The following is a 16195-nucleotide window of genomic DNA, read 5'->3' as shown; positions in this document are numbered from 1 at the left end:
GGGCTCTCCTGATTGTCTGGGAATGGGATTTATACGACAGGAATAGGCAGGCATAGCACTTCGGATACGCCGCCATCCACCATCAACGTATGCCCATTAACGTAGCTGCTGGCATCCGAGGCCAGGAAGATGGCTGCACCTTGCAGCTCCTCCGGCTGGCCCCAACGGCCTAGGGAAATATGACTGCGTACCGCCTCCCACAGTGCGGGGTTGGCGCTTACCTGCTCGGCCATGTCGGTTTGAAAATACCCTGGGCAAATGCAGTTACATCGAACACCTCGGGGGCCGAGCTCACCCGCCAGCGACTTGGTCAAACCAACCACGCCGTGCTTGCTGGCGACATACGCCTGCAATTTCTCACGCCCCAAGCGAGCCACGTACGAACCGATGTTAATAATTGAGCCGCTGCCCTGACGCAGCATCGGCCGCGCTGCTTCACGCGCCAACAAATAGTTCGCAGTGAGGTTAACTTCCAGAGTTTTGCGCCAATCATCCAGCCTGGATTCCAGCAAAGGCTGCCAGAGGCAGATACCGGCGTTGTTGAGCAGAATATCCAAGCGCCCATGACGACCAATAACCTCAGGAATCGCCGAGATCACCGCCGCCTCGTCGGTCAGGTCGAAAGCCAGAATGTCGGCCTTACCACCTTCCTTAGTAATCTGCGCGGCGACCTCAGCAAGGCGCTGCCGATCTCGCGCAGCCAGCACCACATGGGCACCCGCAGCCGCCAGACCCAGCGCCATTGCGCGCCCAAGCCCGCGCGAGGCGCCTGTTACTAACGCTACCTTGCCCTGTAAAGAAAACAGCCGCATGAGCGAAATTCCCTTGGTTATTTTTGTTGTTCAGGTTGTGCGGCAAAAGGGCTCCCCTAGGGAGAGCAGTAATGCAAAAGAAAAAAGGCGACTGCAACCTATAAAGGCTGCAGCGCCTAAAAGCGTTAAGCGAGGCTAGCGCTCAGCTGCGGCACAGCCTCAAACAAGTCGGCGACCAAACCGTAATCAGCCACCTGGAAAATCGGCGCCTCGGCATCTTTGTTGATCGCGACAATGACCTTGGAATCTTTCATGCCGGCCAAATGCTGAATCGCGCCGGAGATACCCACCGCCAAATAAAGCTCTGGCGCGACAATTTTGCCGGTCTGGCCAACCTGGTAATCGTTCGGCATATAGCCCGCGTCAACCGCCGCGCGGGAAGCCCCCACTGCCCCACCGAGCTGGTCGGCCAAGCCTTCCAACAAAGCAAAGTTTTCCCCACTGCCCATGCCCCGACCACCGGAAACCACGATACGCGCCGAAGTCAGCTCCGGCCGCGTGGAACGAGTTACTTCCTGGCCAACAAAGTTGACCGCAGCAGTGCCTTCCACCGCCGCCACGTCCACAACGCTGGCTTGGCCGCCATCGGCAACCGGGTCAAAGCCTGTGCTGCGGATGGTCACAACTTTGATCGCATCTGCGCTTTGCACAGTCGCCAAGGCGTTGCCGGCATAGATTGGGCGAACGAAGGTATCGGCGGATTCAACTGCCACCACATCGGAGATTTGCGCGCTATCGAGCAGCGCCGCAACGCGCGGCATGAAGCTTTTGCCGCTAGCAGTGGCGGGCGCCACGATATGGCTGTACTGCCCGGCGATGGCCAGTACTTGCGCAGCCAAATTCTCTGCCGAGGCATGCGCATGCACCGGCGCGTCGACCAGCAATACCTTGCTGACGCCAGTAAGCCCAGCGCCCTGCTGCGCGACTGCAGCACAGCTGCTGCCTGCCACCAGTAGATGAACGTCGCCGGCCATTTGCAGCGCCGCGCTTACTGCGTTGCGGGTCGCTGCTTTCAGCTCAGCGTTATCGTGTTCGGCAATTACCAATACAGCCATCTCAGATCACCTTCGCTTCGTTACGCAGTTTGTCTACCAGTGCCGCAACGTCGGGCACCATCACGCCAGCACTACGTTTGGGCGGCTCGATAACTTTGAGGGTTTTCAGACGCGGTGCCAGATCAACACCCAGATCGGCCGCCGTGAGAACTTCCAGGGGCTTTTTCTTGGCCTTCATGATGTTGGGCAACGAGGCGTAGCGCGGGGTATTCAGGCGCAGGTCGGTGGTCACCACCGCCGGCAAGGCGAGGTCCAGCGTCTCCAGGCCGCCGTCGATTTCACGGGTGACCTGCGCCCGTTGGCCATTGATCACCAGCTTGGAGGCAAAGGTCGCCTGCGGCCAGTTGAGCAGCGCCGCAACCATCTGGCCGGTTTGGCAGGCATCGTCATCAATGGCCTGCTTACCCAGAATCACCAAGGCCGGCTGCTCGCGCTGGCACAGCGCATTTAGCGCCTTAGCCACGGCGAGCGGCTGCACTTCAGCCTCCTCCTGCAGCAAGATGGCGCGATCGCCACCCAAGGCCAGCGCAGTGCGCAACACTTCCTGCGCAGCCGCTGGACCAATGGAAACCACCACGACTTCGCTGGCGATGCCCGCCTCTTTGAGACGCACCGCTTCTTCAATGGCGATCTCGTCGAAAGGGTTCATCGACATTTTTAGATTGGTCAGATCAATGCCACTGCCGTCAGGCTTGACTCGCGGCTTGGCGTTATAGTCGATGACTCGTTTAACAGCGACGAGGACTTTCATTGGAACTCCACAGTTATCTGAATGCCGTTCATAATGATGAATTGCGTTCAGATAGTTTGTCAACTCATAGGCTGGGTATTCGCCGCAGTTACTTTAGCGTTTCGCCACCCACCCCTCGGGCTTCCTGCCACTCAACTAGGGTCGGCGCGGCCATATCACCATCCATGCTGTGCACGATTTCGAAATAGTCCTGCTTGAGTGGGTCTTTCATCACCTCAGCCCGCGGTTTGACCTTAAGCACATACAACGCCTGCAGGTTCTGGTGGTCGAAGGCGCGCCATTGCTGCTCGCCTTTGAGCAAGCGATAGTCATGCCCTTCCATGGCGCTGATTAGCTTCTCTGGGTCAGTACTGGCGCTACGCCGCACCGCATCAGCCCACTGATAAAAGATGTCGTAGGTGGAGGCCGCAGCGCTGGAGGGGTAAGCCTGATAGAGCTGCACAAAGCCGTCGATAAACGCCTGACCACGCTTATTGTTTTCCAGAGTTGGGGCCTGAATAGCCCAAGTATCCGCACCAATTACTCCCTCCATCAGGCTGGGTCCGGTTTGCTCGACGATGTCTTGGTTGAGATACGGAACGACCACTTGCATACGCTGGCGCAAGCCGAGTTTGTTGACCAACGACATGGCCCGCACCAGATCATCGCCATAGAGCATCAGCACCAGCACTTTGGCGTCGCTGGTGGCAGCCAGCTGTAAGCCCTCCCGATAGCTTTGGCCGTTGGCTCGATCAGCCATGGAGGCGGCCTCAATGAATGCGCCGATATCCGCATTGGCGTAGGTGTAGCTAGCGGTGACGTAGAAAAACTTCTGATTGGGAAACTGCATGTCCAGGTATTCAATTAGCGCCCTGCCCGCCATCCACGCACTGCTACCTTGTTGAAATAGGCTGCGCCGGCCCTGGCGCCCAGTCACATCCGCGGAAGCCACTTGCGGCACTAGGTAAAGCATATTGCGCTTAGCCGCTGCCTCGCCGATGGCCAGCACCTCTTCGTTCGAGGCGCCGCCAACGACGGTGCGTACATTGGCATTTGCCAGCTTTTCCACTGAGCGCGCCGCTGTTTCCGGGCGGCCGTGGCTATCGATCGGCAGCAGGCGCAGCTGCCGACCTGAGATGCCCCCCTGGGCATTGATTTCGTCGACCGCCATCAGGGCGGCGCGCATCTGCGCCAACCCTTGTTGTTTGAAATTGCCGGTTGCGGGGTAGATCAGACCAACGTCTAGCGTCTCCTCCCCTGAGACGTGAACGCACACACAGCACAAACCCAGCAAGGCAACCGCTACAAGATTTCGCATAACCCTTTCCTTTTTATTATTGGGCGCACGAATCCACAAGCAGCGGCTAAGTGAGGGATAGATACCGCCCGTCGCATCATGCTGGCGGGCAAGATAGTGGATGCTATTTATATTTGTAAACACCGTTCAATTTTTATTGAAGGTGTGGCAAGATCCAAATCAGCGCTCAAACGGCCCTGCTACCGACCACGAACCGGTGAGGGGCCAGAGCGCCACAAACTCCAACAACAACACTGCTCAAAAGCAGGTACCCCGATGAAAAAAGCACTATGTCTGTCGCTTTTCGTTCTGTCGCTTGTGACTGTCATCGACCTAGTCCAAGAGGCTCGCCTAGTAGAGCAGCGTGCACGCCTGCTCGATTGCCGCACCAACCCATTTACCTGTTCAACGCCCACGGTCGGGTTTGCATCACTTCATTAAATTGAAGGTGCTCCCCAGCGCATTCGCATGCGAATGACCGAGTGATTTGAGCGGGTGAACGAGGCAGCCAACAGCGCTAGCAACGCGCTGATGTTGGCGCTCGCGGCGATTCAACCGCCGCCCCCATCCATTTACCCGCCCAACGCCCACGCGTCGGGTTTGCATCACTTCATTAAGTTGAAGGTGCTCCTCAGCGCATTCGCGAGCGAATGAACCGAGGGATTTGACCAGGAGAAAAACGTGACCAACATCGCTAGCAAAGCGCTGGATGTTGGCGCGTGCGGCTATGCACCGCCGAACTCAGAAAAGATGAGCTTCAATGCAGTAATTAGCGCGACCGGCTGATCAAGCATCAGATGGTGATGCCCCTGAGGAATTACCACCGGCACCTTAGCGTTGGGCAGCTTGAGTAACTGCTCGGTAATCTGCTGCAGTCGCTGCGACGTAACCACGCTACTGAGCTCACCGACAATCATGCGCAAGGGCGTGCTGATTTGCGCAATCAGGGCGGCGCCATCCGGTTCCAGCTCCGGAGGCGGCAACATTGGGTCAAAGCGCCAGCCCCAACCCTCACTACCCCGGCGAATGGATGTTTGCGCCACATGTTGCCGTGCCCACTCCAGAGCAGGCTGTTCTGGCTGCAAGCGAAAGCGTTCCAGCACAGCCTCGCGGCTGGGGTACATATGACGGCCAGAGCGGCGAGCGCTTTGCGCAGGAGCGACAAAATCGCTAAACCTCACAGGGCTATCGATGATGACCGCCAGACGCACCAACTCTGGAATCAAGGTACACGCGCGCATCACCCGAGAACCGCCGAAGCTATGCCCTACCAAGGTCACATCGTTCAACCCGGCGTGCTTGACCACTGCGGCAATGTCGCCGGCATACAGCAAAGGTGAATAGCTGGTCCGCCAATCACTGCCCCCCATGCCAGCTAGATCCAGGGCGTAGACCCGGAAGTCAGCAGTGAACAACGGCGCGATATGGTCCCACCACTGCGCATGGCCACGGAAACCATGGACGAAGACCAACGCCGGTTTCAGCTTGTCGCCAGGGTTCCAGGCCAGGTAGTGAATCAACACACCGCTGGAAGGTGCATGGCAGGAGGTTGGCTGCACGCTCAATGCTGCTTGCGCCCAGCTCGGAATTTCCTCTGCGCAAATGAGTTCCTGCTCGCTCACATCAGTGCACCGTAGCGCTCGACATGGTGGTCACTGTCACCCCAACTCATATCAATGGCGGTAAGGCGTTTGAAGTACCAGCCAACTGCCAACTCATCGGTCATACCCATACCACCATGCAGCTGCACCGCTTGCTGGCCGATAAAACGCCCTGCTTTACCGATCAAGGTTTTGGCGGCGGAGACTGCGCGCCCGCGCTGTGCCGCATCCTCGTTATTGAGGTTAGCGGCGGCGTAGCAGGTGATCGAACGAGCCTGTTCGACAAACCCGAGCATTTCCGCGATGCGATGTTGCAGGGACTGAAAGCTGCCAATCGGCTTGCCGAATTGCTGGCGCGTTTGCAGATACTCCACGCTGAGCTCAGTCAGCCGCGCCATGCAGCCCACGGCTTCCGCACAGAGCGTGAAGCAGGCGCGATCAGCCGCCCACTCAAGGTCAGCCAGGCTCTGGTGTTCGGCGCCCAGCAATGCATCCGCCTGCAGGACCACGCCGCTGAACTCAACCTCAGCGACACGCTGACCATCGAGGCCGGAAAAGCCCTTTACGCTCACGCCCGGGGCAGTTGCCTCTACCAGGAACAGGCTGATTCCGTGCCGGTCGTCACGAGCCCCTGCCGTGCGGGCAGAAACGATAAACCAGTTGGCAGAGTCACCATGGCTGACCACACTTTTGCGCCCGCTGAGCAGGTAGCCGCCATCGACCACAACGGCCTCGCAGGTGACGTCCCAGAGATCGAAGCGCGCTTGTGGCTCAAGCGCTGCCAAGCTGATCTTGCATTCACCGCTGGCAACTTGGGGAAGCAATTGCTCTTTTTGTTCGCTGTTACCGCTACGCTGCAGCAATAGCCCTGCTACCAACGCAGACGACGCAAACGGTTCCAGCACCAAGCCGCGACCAAAGGCTTCCATCACAATCATCGCCTCTTCGGCGCCGGCGCCCAAGCCACCGTATTGCTCCTCCAAGCCAACAGCCAGCAGACCCATCTCTGCCAGAGCGGACCAGTTTTCTTCAGACCAGCCACGGGGTGTCGCAGCCAGCTTGCGACGCGTCTCGAAGTCGTACTGACGCTCAACAAAGCGCGCGACTAGGTCGGCGAGCATCAATTGCTCGTCGTTAAGAGAGAAGTCCATTGCGACAGTCTCCAGAGTACCGCCCGAATGGCGGACTAATTAAAGGCCAAGGGTCATCTTGGCGATGATGTTTTTCTGCACTTCGTTGGAGCCGCCGTAGATGGAGATCTTGCGCCAATCCAGGTAGTGCGAAGCCAGCGCATTGAGCAACGCGCCGTTAGCCGTTTCAGCGCCTGAGTCGGCTTGCATCGCATCGGCCACAAAGGGCACCGCATAGGGCCCCGCACACTCCATGATCAGCTCGGTCAGACGTTGCTGGATTTCCGAACCACGGACCTTCAACAACGACGCCTCAACACCCGTGCCTTGGCGCTTGCCTTCCTGATCGATCAAGCGCAGCAACGACCACTCATGGGCCAGCAGTTCCATTTCAACGCTGACCACTTTGTCGCGAAAGCGCGCGTCCTCAAGCAGCGGGCGCCCATGCTTCAAGCTGGTGGCAGCAATCTCCTTGAGCCTGCGCATAAAGCGTTTGCAGTTACCCAGGCCCGCAATATTGGTGCGCTCGTGGCCGAGCAAATATTTGGCGATTGCCCAGCCTTTATGCTCCTCGCCCACTAGGTTGGCGCGCGGCACACGCACGTTGTCGAAGAACACTTCGTTAACGTCATGACCGCCGTCGAGGGTCTTGATCGGCCGCACGGTAATACCGGGCGTGGCCATGTCGATCAGCAGAAAAGAGATGCCTTCTTGCTGACGACCATCGCTATTGGTACGCACCAGGCAAAAAATCCAATTGGCCCACTGCGCAAAGGAGGTCCAGATTTTCTGGCCAGTCACCAGGTAGTCATCGCCATCCACATCGGCGCGACAGCGCAGTGCCGACAGATCAGAACCGGCACCCGGCTCTGAATAGCCCTGACACCACCAATCACTCATTTGCAAAATGCGTGGCAGGAAGCGGTCCTGCTGAGCAGGCGTGCCAAACTTCTGCAAAACCGGAGCAACCATCGACAGGCCAAACGGCATCTGCCTAGGGGCACCCGCCGCAAAGCATTCTTCGTCAAATATGTTGCGCTGCGCCGAGTTCCAGCCCGTGCCACCAAACTCAGTGGGCCAGCCTGGTGCCCCCCAACCCTTGCTGAACAGAATCTGCTGCCAGCGCACGTAGTCTTCACGGCCAAGGTGCTGGAAGTTCAACACGCGGTCGCGAATATCGGTCGGCAGATGCTGCGATACAAAATCACGAACGGTTTGGCGGAAGGCTATTTCTTCGCTGCTTTGGCGAAAATCCATCAGGGCATTCCTCAGGCTAATTCGATCACGCCGTTGTTCAGCACGACGACATCTCTTGCATCCACTCGCGCTCGCAGGTGCACTCGCCCAGGTGTGTCAGTCCAGAACTGGAAGCGCAGCTTCTCCCCGGGAAACACCGGCGAAGTAAAACGCGCAGCCAGGCGTTTAATTTTGCTTGCGTCACCGTCCGCGCAACTACACACAGCCGCGAAAGCCGCCATACCGTAAGTGGCCAGGCCATGCAAAATCGGCTGTTTGAAACCTGCACGGGCGGCCACTTCGGGGTCTGCGTGCAACGGGTTGATGTCGCCTGACAGGCGATAAATCAACGCGGCCTGCGGTGGCGACAGCAGCTCGTACTCGAAGTCCGGTGCTCGCTCTGGAACCCCTGGAAGGCTCTGCGGAAGCTCCTCGCTGATGCCACCTTGGGTGGTGTAACCGCCATCGCCGCGCAGAAAGGAAACCTGCCGCACTTCGGCGATTCGTTCGCCGCTGTCAGCGTCAATAATGTCGCGCAGCAACTCAACCAACGCGCCCTTGCCTTCACCCTTGTCACAGATACGGCTAACACGGGTGCGGCTGATTACCGTGCCACTGGCCGGCATCGCGCTAAACCAGCGGGTGTCCTGCTCGCCGTGCACCAACTTCACATAGTCGACACCGGTCTCTGGGTTGGTCATCCACGGTTTCGGCCAGGCAATCGCTGCGGCCAGCGTGGGCACCGCTTGCAGGTTTTTTTCATAGCTAAATTTGAGTTGCACGGGATCCATGGGATCACCACCTACACCCAAACCCAGCGCATACAAAATAGTGTCACGTTGGCTGTAGGTCTGAGTGACCTCTTCAATGGGCCAGTTCTTCACGCGGTCGTAATTCAGCATCGGGATCACTCACTGCCGGATAGTTGAGTCACCCCGCCGAGTACGCTCGGCAGGGGCTTTTCTATTTTGAAGGGGGACGGCTTAGACCGGATCCCAGCTATACACTTCGTGGGTTTGCTGCAGCGGCAAGAAGCTTGGGCGCAGGGCTGGAATGGCATGGTTGGCCACGTCACTCGGCGTCCAACCGTTCTCGCGCTGAACCGAACGGATAACCCGTGGCTGGCTGACCAACATAATTTCGTTGGCGCGCACGTAGAAGATCTGCCCCGATACATCTTTGGACTGGTCGGAGGCCAGGAACACCGCCAGCGGTGCCTGCTTGGACGGGTGCATCATGCGTTCCATGCGCTCGGCCTGGAGTTTCTTCTCTGGGGTGTCGGTCGGTACAGCACCGATCATGCGGCTCCAGGCGGCAGGGGAAATGCAGTTGGAGCGCACGCCGAAACTAGCCATATCCAGTGCAATGGCTTTGGACATGCCGACGATGCCCAACTTGGCGGCGGCATAGTTCACCTGGCCAACGTTGCCCACCAAACCGGTGTTGGAGGTCATGTGAATGTAGGAGCCTGAGTTTTGCGCGCGGAAATGTGGCGCAGCGGCACGTGCCATAAAGAACGAGCCATTGAGGTGGACGTTAACCACGGCCATCCACTCTTGCTCGTCCATTTTGTGAAACATGCGATCGCGCAAAATACCGGCGTTGTTGACGACGGTGTCGATGCGGCCGAAGGTGTCCATGGCGGTCTGTACGATGCGGTGGGCGGAGTCCCAACCGGCAACACTGTCAGTGCTGGCAACTGCTTCGCCGCCGGCGGCCTTGATCTCATCGACCACGCGCTGCGCCGGGCCGGCGTCTTGGCCTTCGCCGTGCACGGATGAGCCGAGGTCGTTAACCACCACGCGGGCGCCTTCTGCTGCCATCGCCAGTGCGATAGCACGGCCAATGCCGTTACCGGCGCCAGTGACTACCACTACTTTGCCTTCAACCATTCCACTCATTGTGCATTCCTCTTATTTTCGGTGGACGAACCTTGCGCGTACGGCAGGTTCGGCATTCAGTGTTTAGAAATCATCATCGGGAAATTGCGGCTTGCGCTTCTCCATGAAGCTGGCAATACCTTCTTTGTAATCCGGGCCCTGGTTGGCGATTGGCATGTCCAAACCGGCGCTCATCACAGCTTCGTGGCAGGTCTGAAACGGCACGTCCCAGAGCTGCTGCTTCATCACGCGCATGGAGCGCGGCGAGCAGTTCTCGGCCAAATCGCGAGCGTAGGCGTAGGTTTCCTCGACCAATTGGTCGGCAGCAATGGCGCGATTGACCAAGCCCATGCGCTGCGCTTCCACGCCTTTTATTTTGCGACCTGACAGCAGTAGGTCGAGCGCATGGGCCTGACCTACGTGATGCTCCAGAATCCACGCCATGCCGTACTCAGCGGTGAGACCACGACGGGCGAACGCCGTGGTAATGGTCGCGTCCTCTGCAGCAAAACGGATGTCGCAAAACAGCGCATGGATCAAACCGATACCCACCGTGGCGCCATTGAGCATGGCGATTACGGGCTTTGGAATTGCTGGGTAATAGGAGCATCGCGTCTGCCAATCGGCACGCTCGCGCATGTCGAACGGGCGCGGCAACTTGGTCATTAGTTTGTGCGGGTCACCACCGAAACTATTGATGTCACCGCCTGCGCAAAATGCCTTGCCCGCGCCGGTGAACACGATCACCCGCACGCCCTTGTCGGCGCCGGCTGTTTGCATGGCGTCGTACACCTCGGTGGCAACCTGGTCGTTCCAGCTGTTGAGCTGGTCCGGCCGGTTGATGGTGATAGTCGCGATGCGGTCTTTCACCTCGTAGAGAATACTTTCGTAGCTCATACCTACCTCCTCAGAAGGACCGTGGCAGACCGAGAATATGCTCGGCCACATAGGAGAAGATCAGGTTGGTAGAGATCGGTGCTACCTGATACAGGCGCGTCTCACGGAACTTGCGCTCGATATCGTATTCGCAGGCGAAACCGAAGCCACCGTGGGTCTGCAGGCAAGCATTGGCAGCTTTCCAAGACGCCGCAGCGGCTAAGTACTTAGCCATGTTCGCCTCCGCACCGCAGGGCTGGTGGGCATCGAATAGCTCACAAGCGCGGTAGCGCATCAGGTCAGCCGCGCGCAAGTCGATATAGGACTCAGCAATAGGGAACTGGATGCCCTGGTTCTGCCCAATCGGGCGGTCGAACACCACGCGATCATTGGCATAGCTGGAGGCACGATCAACGAACCAATAACCATCGCCAATGCATTCGGCAGCAATCAAAGTGCGCTCGGCATTCAGCCCATCAAGGATGTACTTGAAGCCTTTGCCCTCTTCACCAATCAGGTTCTCTTCGGGAATTTCCAGATTGTCGAAGAACAGTTCGTTGGTTTCGTGGTTGACCATGTTTGGAATCGGACGCACGTCCAGGCCGTTGCCAATGGCGTCGTGCAGGTTGACCAAGAAGCAGGACAAACCTTCGGATTTCTTCTTCACATCAGCCAGCGGCGTAGTGCGCGCCAGCAGAATCATCAGGTCCGAGTGCTGAACGCGGGAGATCCAGACTTTCTGACCATTGACCACGTAGCGACCGTCTTTCTTGACCGCCGTGGTCTTCATTTTGGTGGTGTCAGTACCCGTGGTTGGCTCGGTGACGGCCATTGATTGCAGACGCAATTCGCCACTGGCGATTTTCGGCAGGTACAGGCGCTTTTGCTCAGCCGAACCGTTACGCAGCAGGGTGTTCATGTTGTACATCTGGCCGTGGCAGAAACCCGAGTTGCCGCCATTGCGGTTGATCTCTTCCATGATCACCGAGGCTTCGGCCAGACCGAGGCCCGAACCGCCGTACTCTTCTGGAATCAACGCGGCCATCCAGCCGGCTTTGGTCAAGGCATCGACGAATGCTTCCGGGTATTCGCGGGCATGATCGATCTTGCGCCAGTATTCATTCGGGTACTCGGCACACAGGTCACGCAGGGAGTCGCGCAGTTCGCGGTACGGATCGTTGGCATCATGCTTCATACAAAATTCTCTCGTCAGTTCAGGCGTCGGCGCAAATGAGGCCACCATCTACGGCCAACTGGGCCAGATGGTGGTCGGCATCACCGAACAGGATTTCGATCATCGACAGGCGACGCATGTAATGGCCCACCTGGCACTCTTCGGTCACACCAATACCGCCATGCAGATGCACGGCCTGTTGCGCCACAAAGCGGGCGGAGCGGTTTATTTGCACCTTGGCTGCAGCGACTGCGCGGCGGCGCTCCAGGGCATCGTCTTCGCCCACCATCATGCTGGCGTACAACGCCATGCTGCGTGCCTGCTCGATCATCACCAGCATGTCCACGGCACGGTGCTGAAGCACCTGGAAAGAGCCGATAAGTAGGCCGAATTGCTTACGCACTTTCAGGTACTCGACGGTCATGTCGAAGGCTTTCTGCATGGCACCCACAGCCTCAGCGCATAGCGCTGCCAAGGCGGCGTCGACAACTTTTTCAATGAGCGGTAGAGCCTTGCCTGGTTCGCCTAGAAGCGCTGCATGGGAGACACGCACGCCTTCCAACGTGACGTCTGCAGCGCGCAAACCATCCTGCATTTGATAGCTACGCCGTTTCATGCCGGCGGCTGTCGTATCGACAATAAACAGGGCTATGCCGTCAGCGTCACGACGGTTGCCAGACACACGGGCGGAGACGATCAGTTGGTCGGCGCAGTCGCCGTGCAAGACGAAACGCTTGCTGCCATCTAGGACCCATTCCTCACCGTCGCGGCGCGCGGTGGTGGCGACATCGGCCAAATCAAAACGCGCCTGTTTTTCGCTGTGAGCGAATGCCAGTAGCCGTTCACCGGCGATCAGCGCGGGCAGAATATCGTCCCGTTGCGCCTGGTTAGCTGCAGCGGTCAGCAAACCACCTGCGAGCACCACTGTGGCCAAATACGGTTCAAGCAACAGGCCTCGCCCAACCGCCTCCATTACAATCATGGTCTCGGCAGGGCCGCCGGCGAAGCCGCCATCGGCTTCGGCAAAGGGCAACCCGAGCAACCCCAGCTCGGCATAACTGGACCAAAAATCTCGGCTCCAGCCGTTCTTTTCACCCAGGTAACGGCTACGTTGATCAAAGCCATAGCGGTCGGCGACCAAGCGGTCGACCGCGTCCTTGAGCATGCGTTGTTCTTCATTAAGATCGAAATTCATGCTTAGAGTCCGAGCAGAGTTTTGGCCAGGATGTTGTGCTGGATTTCGTTAGAACCACCGACAATGGAGACGTGGCGAACCCAGTAGTAGTTGGGTGCAATGGTGTGCGCCCAATCGTCGTCGTCATCGGCGTCGCGGTGGCCAACAACAATCCCATGGTCGTACTCCATCGCGCTGTAGCCCGCGACTTCCAGGAGTAGCTCGGTAGCGGCCTGCTGCAATTCCGAGCCTTTCATTTTCAGGATGGAGCTGCGCGGATCTGGCGTATGACCGAACTTTTCACTGTCGGCGATCACACGCATCTGGGTCATCTCCAGGGCTTTGAGCTCTACCTCCAACGCAGCCACACGTTCGCGAAAGCGTGGTTCGTCAGCCAGTACGCCATCGCCCACTTGCACCTCACGCGCCAGCTGCTTAGAGCGGCGCACGCGAAACTTCGACAAGCCAACACGGGCAATACCGCCACGCTCGCTACCGAGCAAAAACTTGGCGACATCCCAACCGCGGTTTTCCTCGCCAATCAGATTGCTCACTGGCACCCGAACGTTGTCGAGGAACATCTCGTTGGTTTCGTGGTGGCCATCCAAGGTGACGATGGGACGAATCGAAATGCCCGGCGTCTTCATGTCCATTAAGAGGAAGCTGATGCCCTGCTGCTTCTTCGCGGTGGCATCGGTGCGCACCAGCACGAAACACCAGTCTGCGTGATGCGCAGTGGAGGTCCACATCTTCTGGCCGTTAAGCACGTAATCATCGCCATCGCGAATGGCGCTGGTGCGCAGCGACGCCAGGTCGGAACCTGAGCCGGGCTCAGAGAAACCCTGGCAGAACCAGTAGTCCATATTGGCCACGCGGGGCAGGAAGTGCTCTTTCTGCGCCTGGGTACCGAATGCAATCAACACCGGGCCGATCATGTTCATGTTGAACGAAATCGGTTCCGGCGCCGGCGCCATGTGCAGCTCTTCTTTAAAGATGTAGTGCTGGGTGGAGGTCCAGTTCTGGCCGCCCCACTCCGGCGCCCAGGCCGGGCAAGACCAACCCTTGGCGTGGAGGATTTTTACCCAGCTCACCATCTCTTCTTTGGACAGGCGCTGACCAAACTCGACCTTGCGGCGGATCAGGCGGGGCACAGCACTCTGCAGAAAAGCTCGGACCTCATCACGAAAGGCCAGCTCTTGCGGGGTGAATCGCAGTTCCATGGGGAATCCTCAGTCGATGATGCTATTGGCGCGCAACTCAGCAATCCGACCTGGATCAAACCAGGCGGCCAAGGCGGCATCGGTGTTCTGGGCGGTGATCGGCTGTGGCGCAAATGGCGTGTGCGGAACACTGCGGGAAAAGCGGGGAGCAGGCGCCGGCTGGGTCACGCCATCAACCTCAATGAAGGTGCCTCGGGCTTGCAGATGGGGGTGTCCTGGCGCCTCAGTAAAGCTCAGCACACCTGCGGCACACGCATCACTTTGCTCAAGCAACGCCACCCATTCATCGCGCGTTTGGCTGGCGAAGCGCTCGCTAATGGTTTGCTTGGCAGCAGCCCACGCCGAACGGTCCATCTGCTCACCGAGCGTGGCCGGGTCGAGGTCCATAAGGCGCAGTAGCTGCGCGTAAAACTTGTTTTCGATCGGGCCGATGCTCAGGTACTTGCCGTCGCTGCAGCGGTAGCAGTCATAGAACGGCGAACCGCTGTCGGTGATATTGGTGCCCCGCCCTTCCTTCCAAATACCCGCTGCGAGCATGCCGAAGAAGGTCGTCGCCAAGTGCGCCGAACCATCAACAATGGCCGCATCAATAACCTGCCCTTGGCCGGAGGTTTTTGCTTCAAGAACTCCCGCCAGCAGCCCAAGGGCCAAGTACAGCGAACCACCGGCATAATCGCCTAGCAGGTTCAGCGGAATGGTTGGCGGTTGGCCTTCACGGCCAATGGCATCAAGAATGCCCGTGAGTGCCAGGTAGTTGAGGTCGTGGCCCGCGTACTGAGCCATCGGCCCCTCCTGCCCCCAGCCCGTCATCCGGCCGTAAACCAGCCGTGGATTACGCGCCAGGCAGTCGTCCGGGCCGAGGCCAAGGCGCTCGGTTACGCCGGGACGGAAGCCTTCAATCAGGGCATCCGCCTGCTCTACCAACTGCAGTACCGTCTCAACGCCCGCCGGGTCTTTTAAGTCGACGGCAATGGCATAACGATTGCGCAACAGCGTGTTGAACTGCAGCGGACGCTCGATACCCAGCTTCACCGGTTCTTTGCGATCCACTCGAATAACTGTGGCACCGAGATCTGCCAGGAGCATGGCGCACATCGGCCCTGGGCCAATGCCAGCCAGCTCGACTACCTTAAGTCCCGCTAACGGACCGGCCATGTTATTTGCGCCCCTGGCCGCGCATGGTCTGCCACTGCTCTTCGTCCCAGTCCTGCATGGCACGGAAAGTTGGCCCACCGACGCCCTGCATCCAACGCCCACCGTCGATCACGACCATTTCACCGGTGATATAGCCCGAGCCGTCGCACGCCAGGTAGCTGTAGAGATCAGCCAGCTCCTGATGCTCGCCAAAGCGGCGCAGCGGTACGTGCTTATCTTGCGGTTCAACTTGCGAGCCAGGCGGATAGAGCTGCTCCCACGCACCCGGAGTCGGAAACAGACCCGGTGCCACGCAGTTCAAGCGAATGCCCTTGGGGCCCCACTCCACTGCCAGGCTGCGGGTCATGGCCAATATGCCGGCCTTGGCCGCCGCGCTCGGCGCGGTAAACGCAGAGCCGGTCATGGTTGGCGTGGAAACGGTGCTAATGATGTTGCCGCGGCGCCCTTCGGCGATCCAGCGCTTACCGGCGGCGATGGTGCAATAGAAGCTGCCATGCAAAACGATATCCAGCACGGCATCCACGGCTTTGGCCGACAGCGTTTCGGTGCGGGCAATAAAGTTGGCTGCGGCGTTACACAGCAACACGTCCAGCGGGCCGCTGCGCCAGATCTCTTCCATCATGGCTTCAACCGATTCAGAGTCGCGCACGTCCGCTTGCACGGTGGATACTTTCGCCCCTGCAACCGCCTCACGAAACTCCGCCGCCGTGGCATCCAGCACGTCCTTACGACGGCCAGCAATAACCAGCTCAGCACCCAGTTCCAGGTAGCGCTTACCAATGCTCTTGCCCAGGCCGGTGCCCCCGCCTGTGATCAGAATCTTTTTTCCTGCTAGAAGGTTGCGCTCGAACATGG

Annotated in this window: 15 protein-coding genes; all 15 read right to left on the bottom strand. The window is 58.7% G+C overall.

What is annotated here, in order from left to right; genetic code table 11:
* Positions 1 to 29: 29 nt before the first annotated feature.
* Positions 30 to 812 (bottom strand): SDR family NAD(P)-dependent oxidoreductase, encoded by a 783-nt coding sequence (locus tag AC0IW7_RS08980; RefSeq protein WP_471817254.1) that lies wholly within the window; start codon positions 810 to 812, stop codon positions 30 to 32.
* 125 nt (positions 813 to 937) lie between these two features.
* Entirely contained in the window at positions 938 to 1867 is a 930-nt protein-coding gene (locus AC0IW7_RS08975; RefSeq protein WP_471817252.1) for an electron transfer flavoprotein subunit alpha/FixB family protein, read from the bottom strand.
* A gap of 1 nt (position 1868) precedes the next feature.
* Positions 1869 to 2618: an electron transfer flavoprotein subunit beta/FixA family protein gene (locus AC0IW7_RS08970; RefSeq protein WP_471817250.1), complete on the bottom strand. Its 750-nt coding sequence runs from the start codon at positions 2616 to 2618 to the stop codon at positions 1869 to 1871.
* A gap of 88 nt (positions 2619 to 2706) precedes the next feature.
* Entirely contained in the window at positions 2707 to 3915 is a 1209-nt protein-coding gene (locus tag AC0IW7_RS08965) for an ABC transporter substrate-binding protein (RefSeq protein ID WP_471817248.1), read from the bottom strand.
* A gap of 704 nt (positions 3916 to 4619) precedes the next feature.
* Positions 4620 to 5516: an alpha/beta fold hydrolase gene (locus AC0IW7_RS08960; protein WP_471817246.1), complete on the bottom strand. Its 897-nt coding sequence runs from the start codon at positions 5514 to 5516 to the stop codon at positions 4620 to 4622.
* A complete protein-coding gene (locus AC0IW7_RS08955) occupies positions 5513 to 6646 on the bottom strand; it encodes an acyl-CoA dehydrogenase family protein (protein ID WP_471817244.1) in 1134 nt (377 codons plus the stop codon). The genes AC0IW7_RS08960 and AC0IW7_RS08955 overlap by 4 nt, the downstream gene beginning before the upstream one ends.
* Positions 6647 to 6685: 39 nt before the next feature.
* Positions 6686 to 7882: an acyl-CoA dehydrogenase family protein gene (locus tag AC0IW7_RS08950; RefSeq protein WP_471817242.1), complete on the bottom strand. Its 1197-nt coding sequence runs from the start codon at positions 7880 to 7882 to the stop codon at positions 6686 to 6688.
* Positions 7883 to 7893: 11 nt separating this feature from the next.
* On the bottom strand, positions 7894 to 8763 hold the full coding sequence (locus AC0IW7_RS08945) for a MaoC/PaaZ C-terminal domain-containing protein (RefSeq protein ID WP_471817240.1): 870 nt from the start codon (positions 8761 to 8763) through the stop codon (positions 7894 to 7896).
* 81 nt (positions 8764 to 8844) lie between these two features.
* A complete protein-coding gene (locus AC0IW7_RS08940; RefSeq protein ID WP_471817238.1) occupies positions 8845 to 9762 on the bottom strand; it encodes an SDR family NAD(P)-dependent oxidoreductase in 918 nt (305 codons plus the stop codon).
* 63 nt (positions 9763 to 9825) lie between these two features.
* Positions 9826 to 10638, bottom strand: a complete 813-nt coding sequence (locus tag AC0IW7_RS08935) for an enoyl-CoA hydratase (RefSeq protein ID WP_471817236.1) — start codon at positions 10636 to 10638, stop codon at positions 9826 to 9828.
* Positions 10639 to 10648: 10 nt separating this feature from the next.
* Entirely contained in the window at positions 10649 to 11812 is a 1164-nt protein-coding gene (locus AC0IW7_RS08930) for an acyl-CoA dehydrogenase family protein (RefSeq protein WP_471817234.1), read from the bottom strand.
* A gap of 19 nt (positions 11813 to 11831) precedes the next feature.
* A complete protein-coding gene (locus tag AC0IW7_RS08925; protein WP_471817232.1) occupies positions 11832 to 12986 on the bottom strand; it encodes an acyl-CoA dehydrogenase family protein in 1155 nt (384 codons plus the stop codon).
* A 2-nt stretch (positions 12987 to 12988) separates the two neighbouring features.
* Positions 12989 to 14185 (bottom strand): acyl-CoA dehydrogenase family protein, encoded by a 1197-nt coding sequence (locus AC0IW7_RS08920; protein ID WP_471817230.1) that lies wholly within the window; start codon positions 14183 to 14185, stop codon positions 12989 to 12991.
* 9 nt (positions 14186 to 14194) lie between these two features.
* Positions 14195 to 15340 (bottom strand): CaiB/BaiF CoA transferase family protein, encoded by a 1146-nt coding sequence (locus AC0IW7_RS08915; RefSeq protein WP_471817229.1) that lies wholly within the window; start codon positions 15338 to 15340, stop codon positions 14195 to 14197.
* Position 15341: 1 nt separating this feature from the next.
* Positions 15342 to 16193, bottom strand: coding sequence for an SDR family oxidoreductase (locus tag AC0IW7_RS08910; RefSeq protein ID WP_471817227.1), 852 nt, complete (start codon positions 16191 to 16193; stop codon positions 15342 to 15344).
* Between the last annotated feature and the right edge of the window lie 2 nt (positions 16194 to 16195).

It is taken from the genome of Pseudomonas sp. AC229, assembly GCF_979254655.1.
The sequence above is the reverse complement of the archived record's forward strand: the minus strand, read 5'-3'. Positions and strand labels throughout refer to the sequence as shown.

Bases quoted from the DNA above. Each gene is read 5' to 3' on its own strand.
- AC0IW7_RS08925 (WP_471817232.1), bottom strand. From the start codon at position 12,986: ATGAATTTCGATCTTAATGAAGAACAACGCATGCTCAAGGACGCGGTC.
- AC0IW7_RS08945 (WP_471817240.1), bottom strand. From the start codon at position 8,763: ATGCTGAATTACGACCGCGTGAAGAACTGGCCCATTGAAGAGGTCACT.
- AC0IW7_RS08965 (WP_471817248.1), bottom strand. From the start codon at position 3,915: ATGCGAAATCTTGTAGCGGTTGCCTTGCTGGGTTTGTGCTGTGTGTGC.
- AC0IW7_RS08910 (WP_471817227.1), bottom strand. From the start codon at position 16,193: ATGTTCGAGCGCAACCTTCTAGCAGGAAAAAAGATTCTGATCACAGGC.
- AC0IW7_RS08915 (WP_471817229.1), bottom strand. From the start codon at position 15,340: ATGGCCGGTCCGTTAGCGGGACTTAAGGTAGTCGAGCTGGCTGGCATT.
- AC0IW7_RS08975 (WP_471817252.1), bottom strand. From the start codon at position 1,867: ATGGCTGTATTGGTAATTGCCGAACACGATAACGCTGAGCTGAAAGCA.
- AC0IW7_RS08950 (WP_471817242.1), bottom strand. From the start codon at position 7,882: ATGGATTTTCGCCAAAGCAGCGAAGAAATAGCCTTCCGCCAAACCGTT.
- AC0IW7_RS08940 (WP_471817238.1), bottom strand. From the start codon at position 9,762: ATGAGTGGAATGGTTGAAGGCAAAGTAGTGGTAGTCACTGGCGCCGGT.
- AC0IW7_RS08980 (WP_471817254.1), bottom strand. From the start codon at position 812: ATGCGGCTGTTTTCTTTACAGGGCAAGGTAGCGTTAGTAACAGGCGCC.
- AC0IW7_RS08970 (WP_471817250.1), bottom strand. From the start codon at position 2,618: ATGAAAGTCCTCGTCGCTGTTAAACGAGTCATCGACTATAACGCCAAG.
- AC0IW7_RS08920 (WP_471817230.1), bottom strand. From the start codon at position 14,185: ATGGAACTGCGATTCACCCCGCAAGAGCTGGCCTTTCGTGATGAGGTC.
- AC0IW7_RS08935 (WP_471817236.1), bottom strand. From the start codon at position 10,638: ATGAGCTACGAAAGTATTCTCTACGAGGTGAAAGACCGCATCGCGACT.
- AC0IW7_RS08930 (WP_471817234.1), bottom strand. From the start codon at position 11,812: ATGAAGCATGATGCCAACGATCCGTACCGCGAACTGCGCGACTCCCTG.
- AC0IW7_RS08955 (WP_471817244.1), bottom strand. From the start codon at position 6,646: ATGGACTTCTCTCTTAACGACGAGCAATTGATGCTCGCCGACCTAGTC.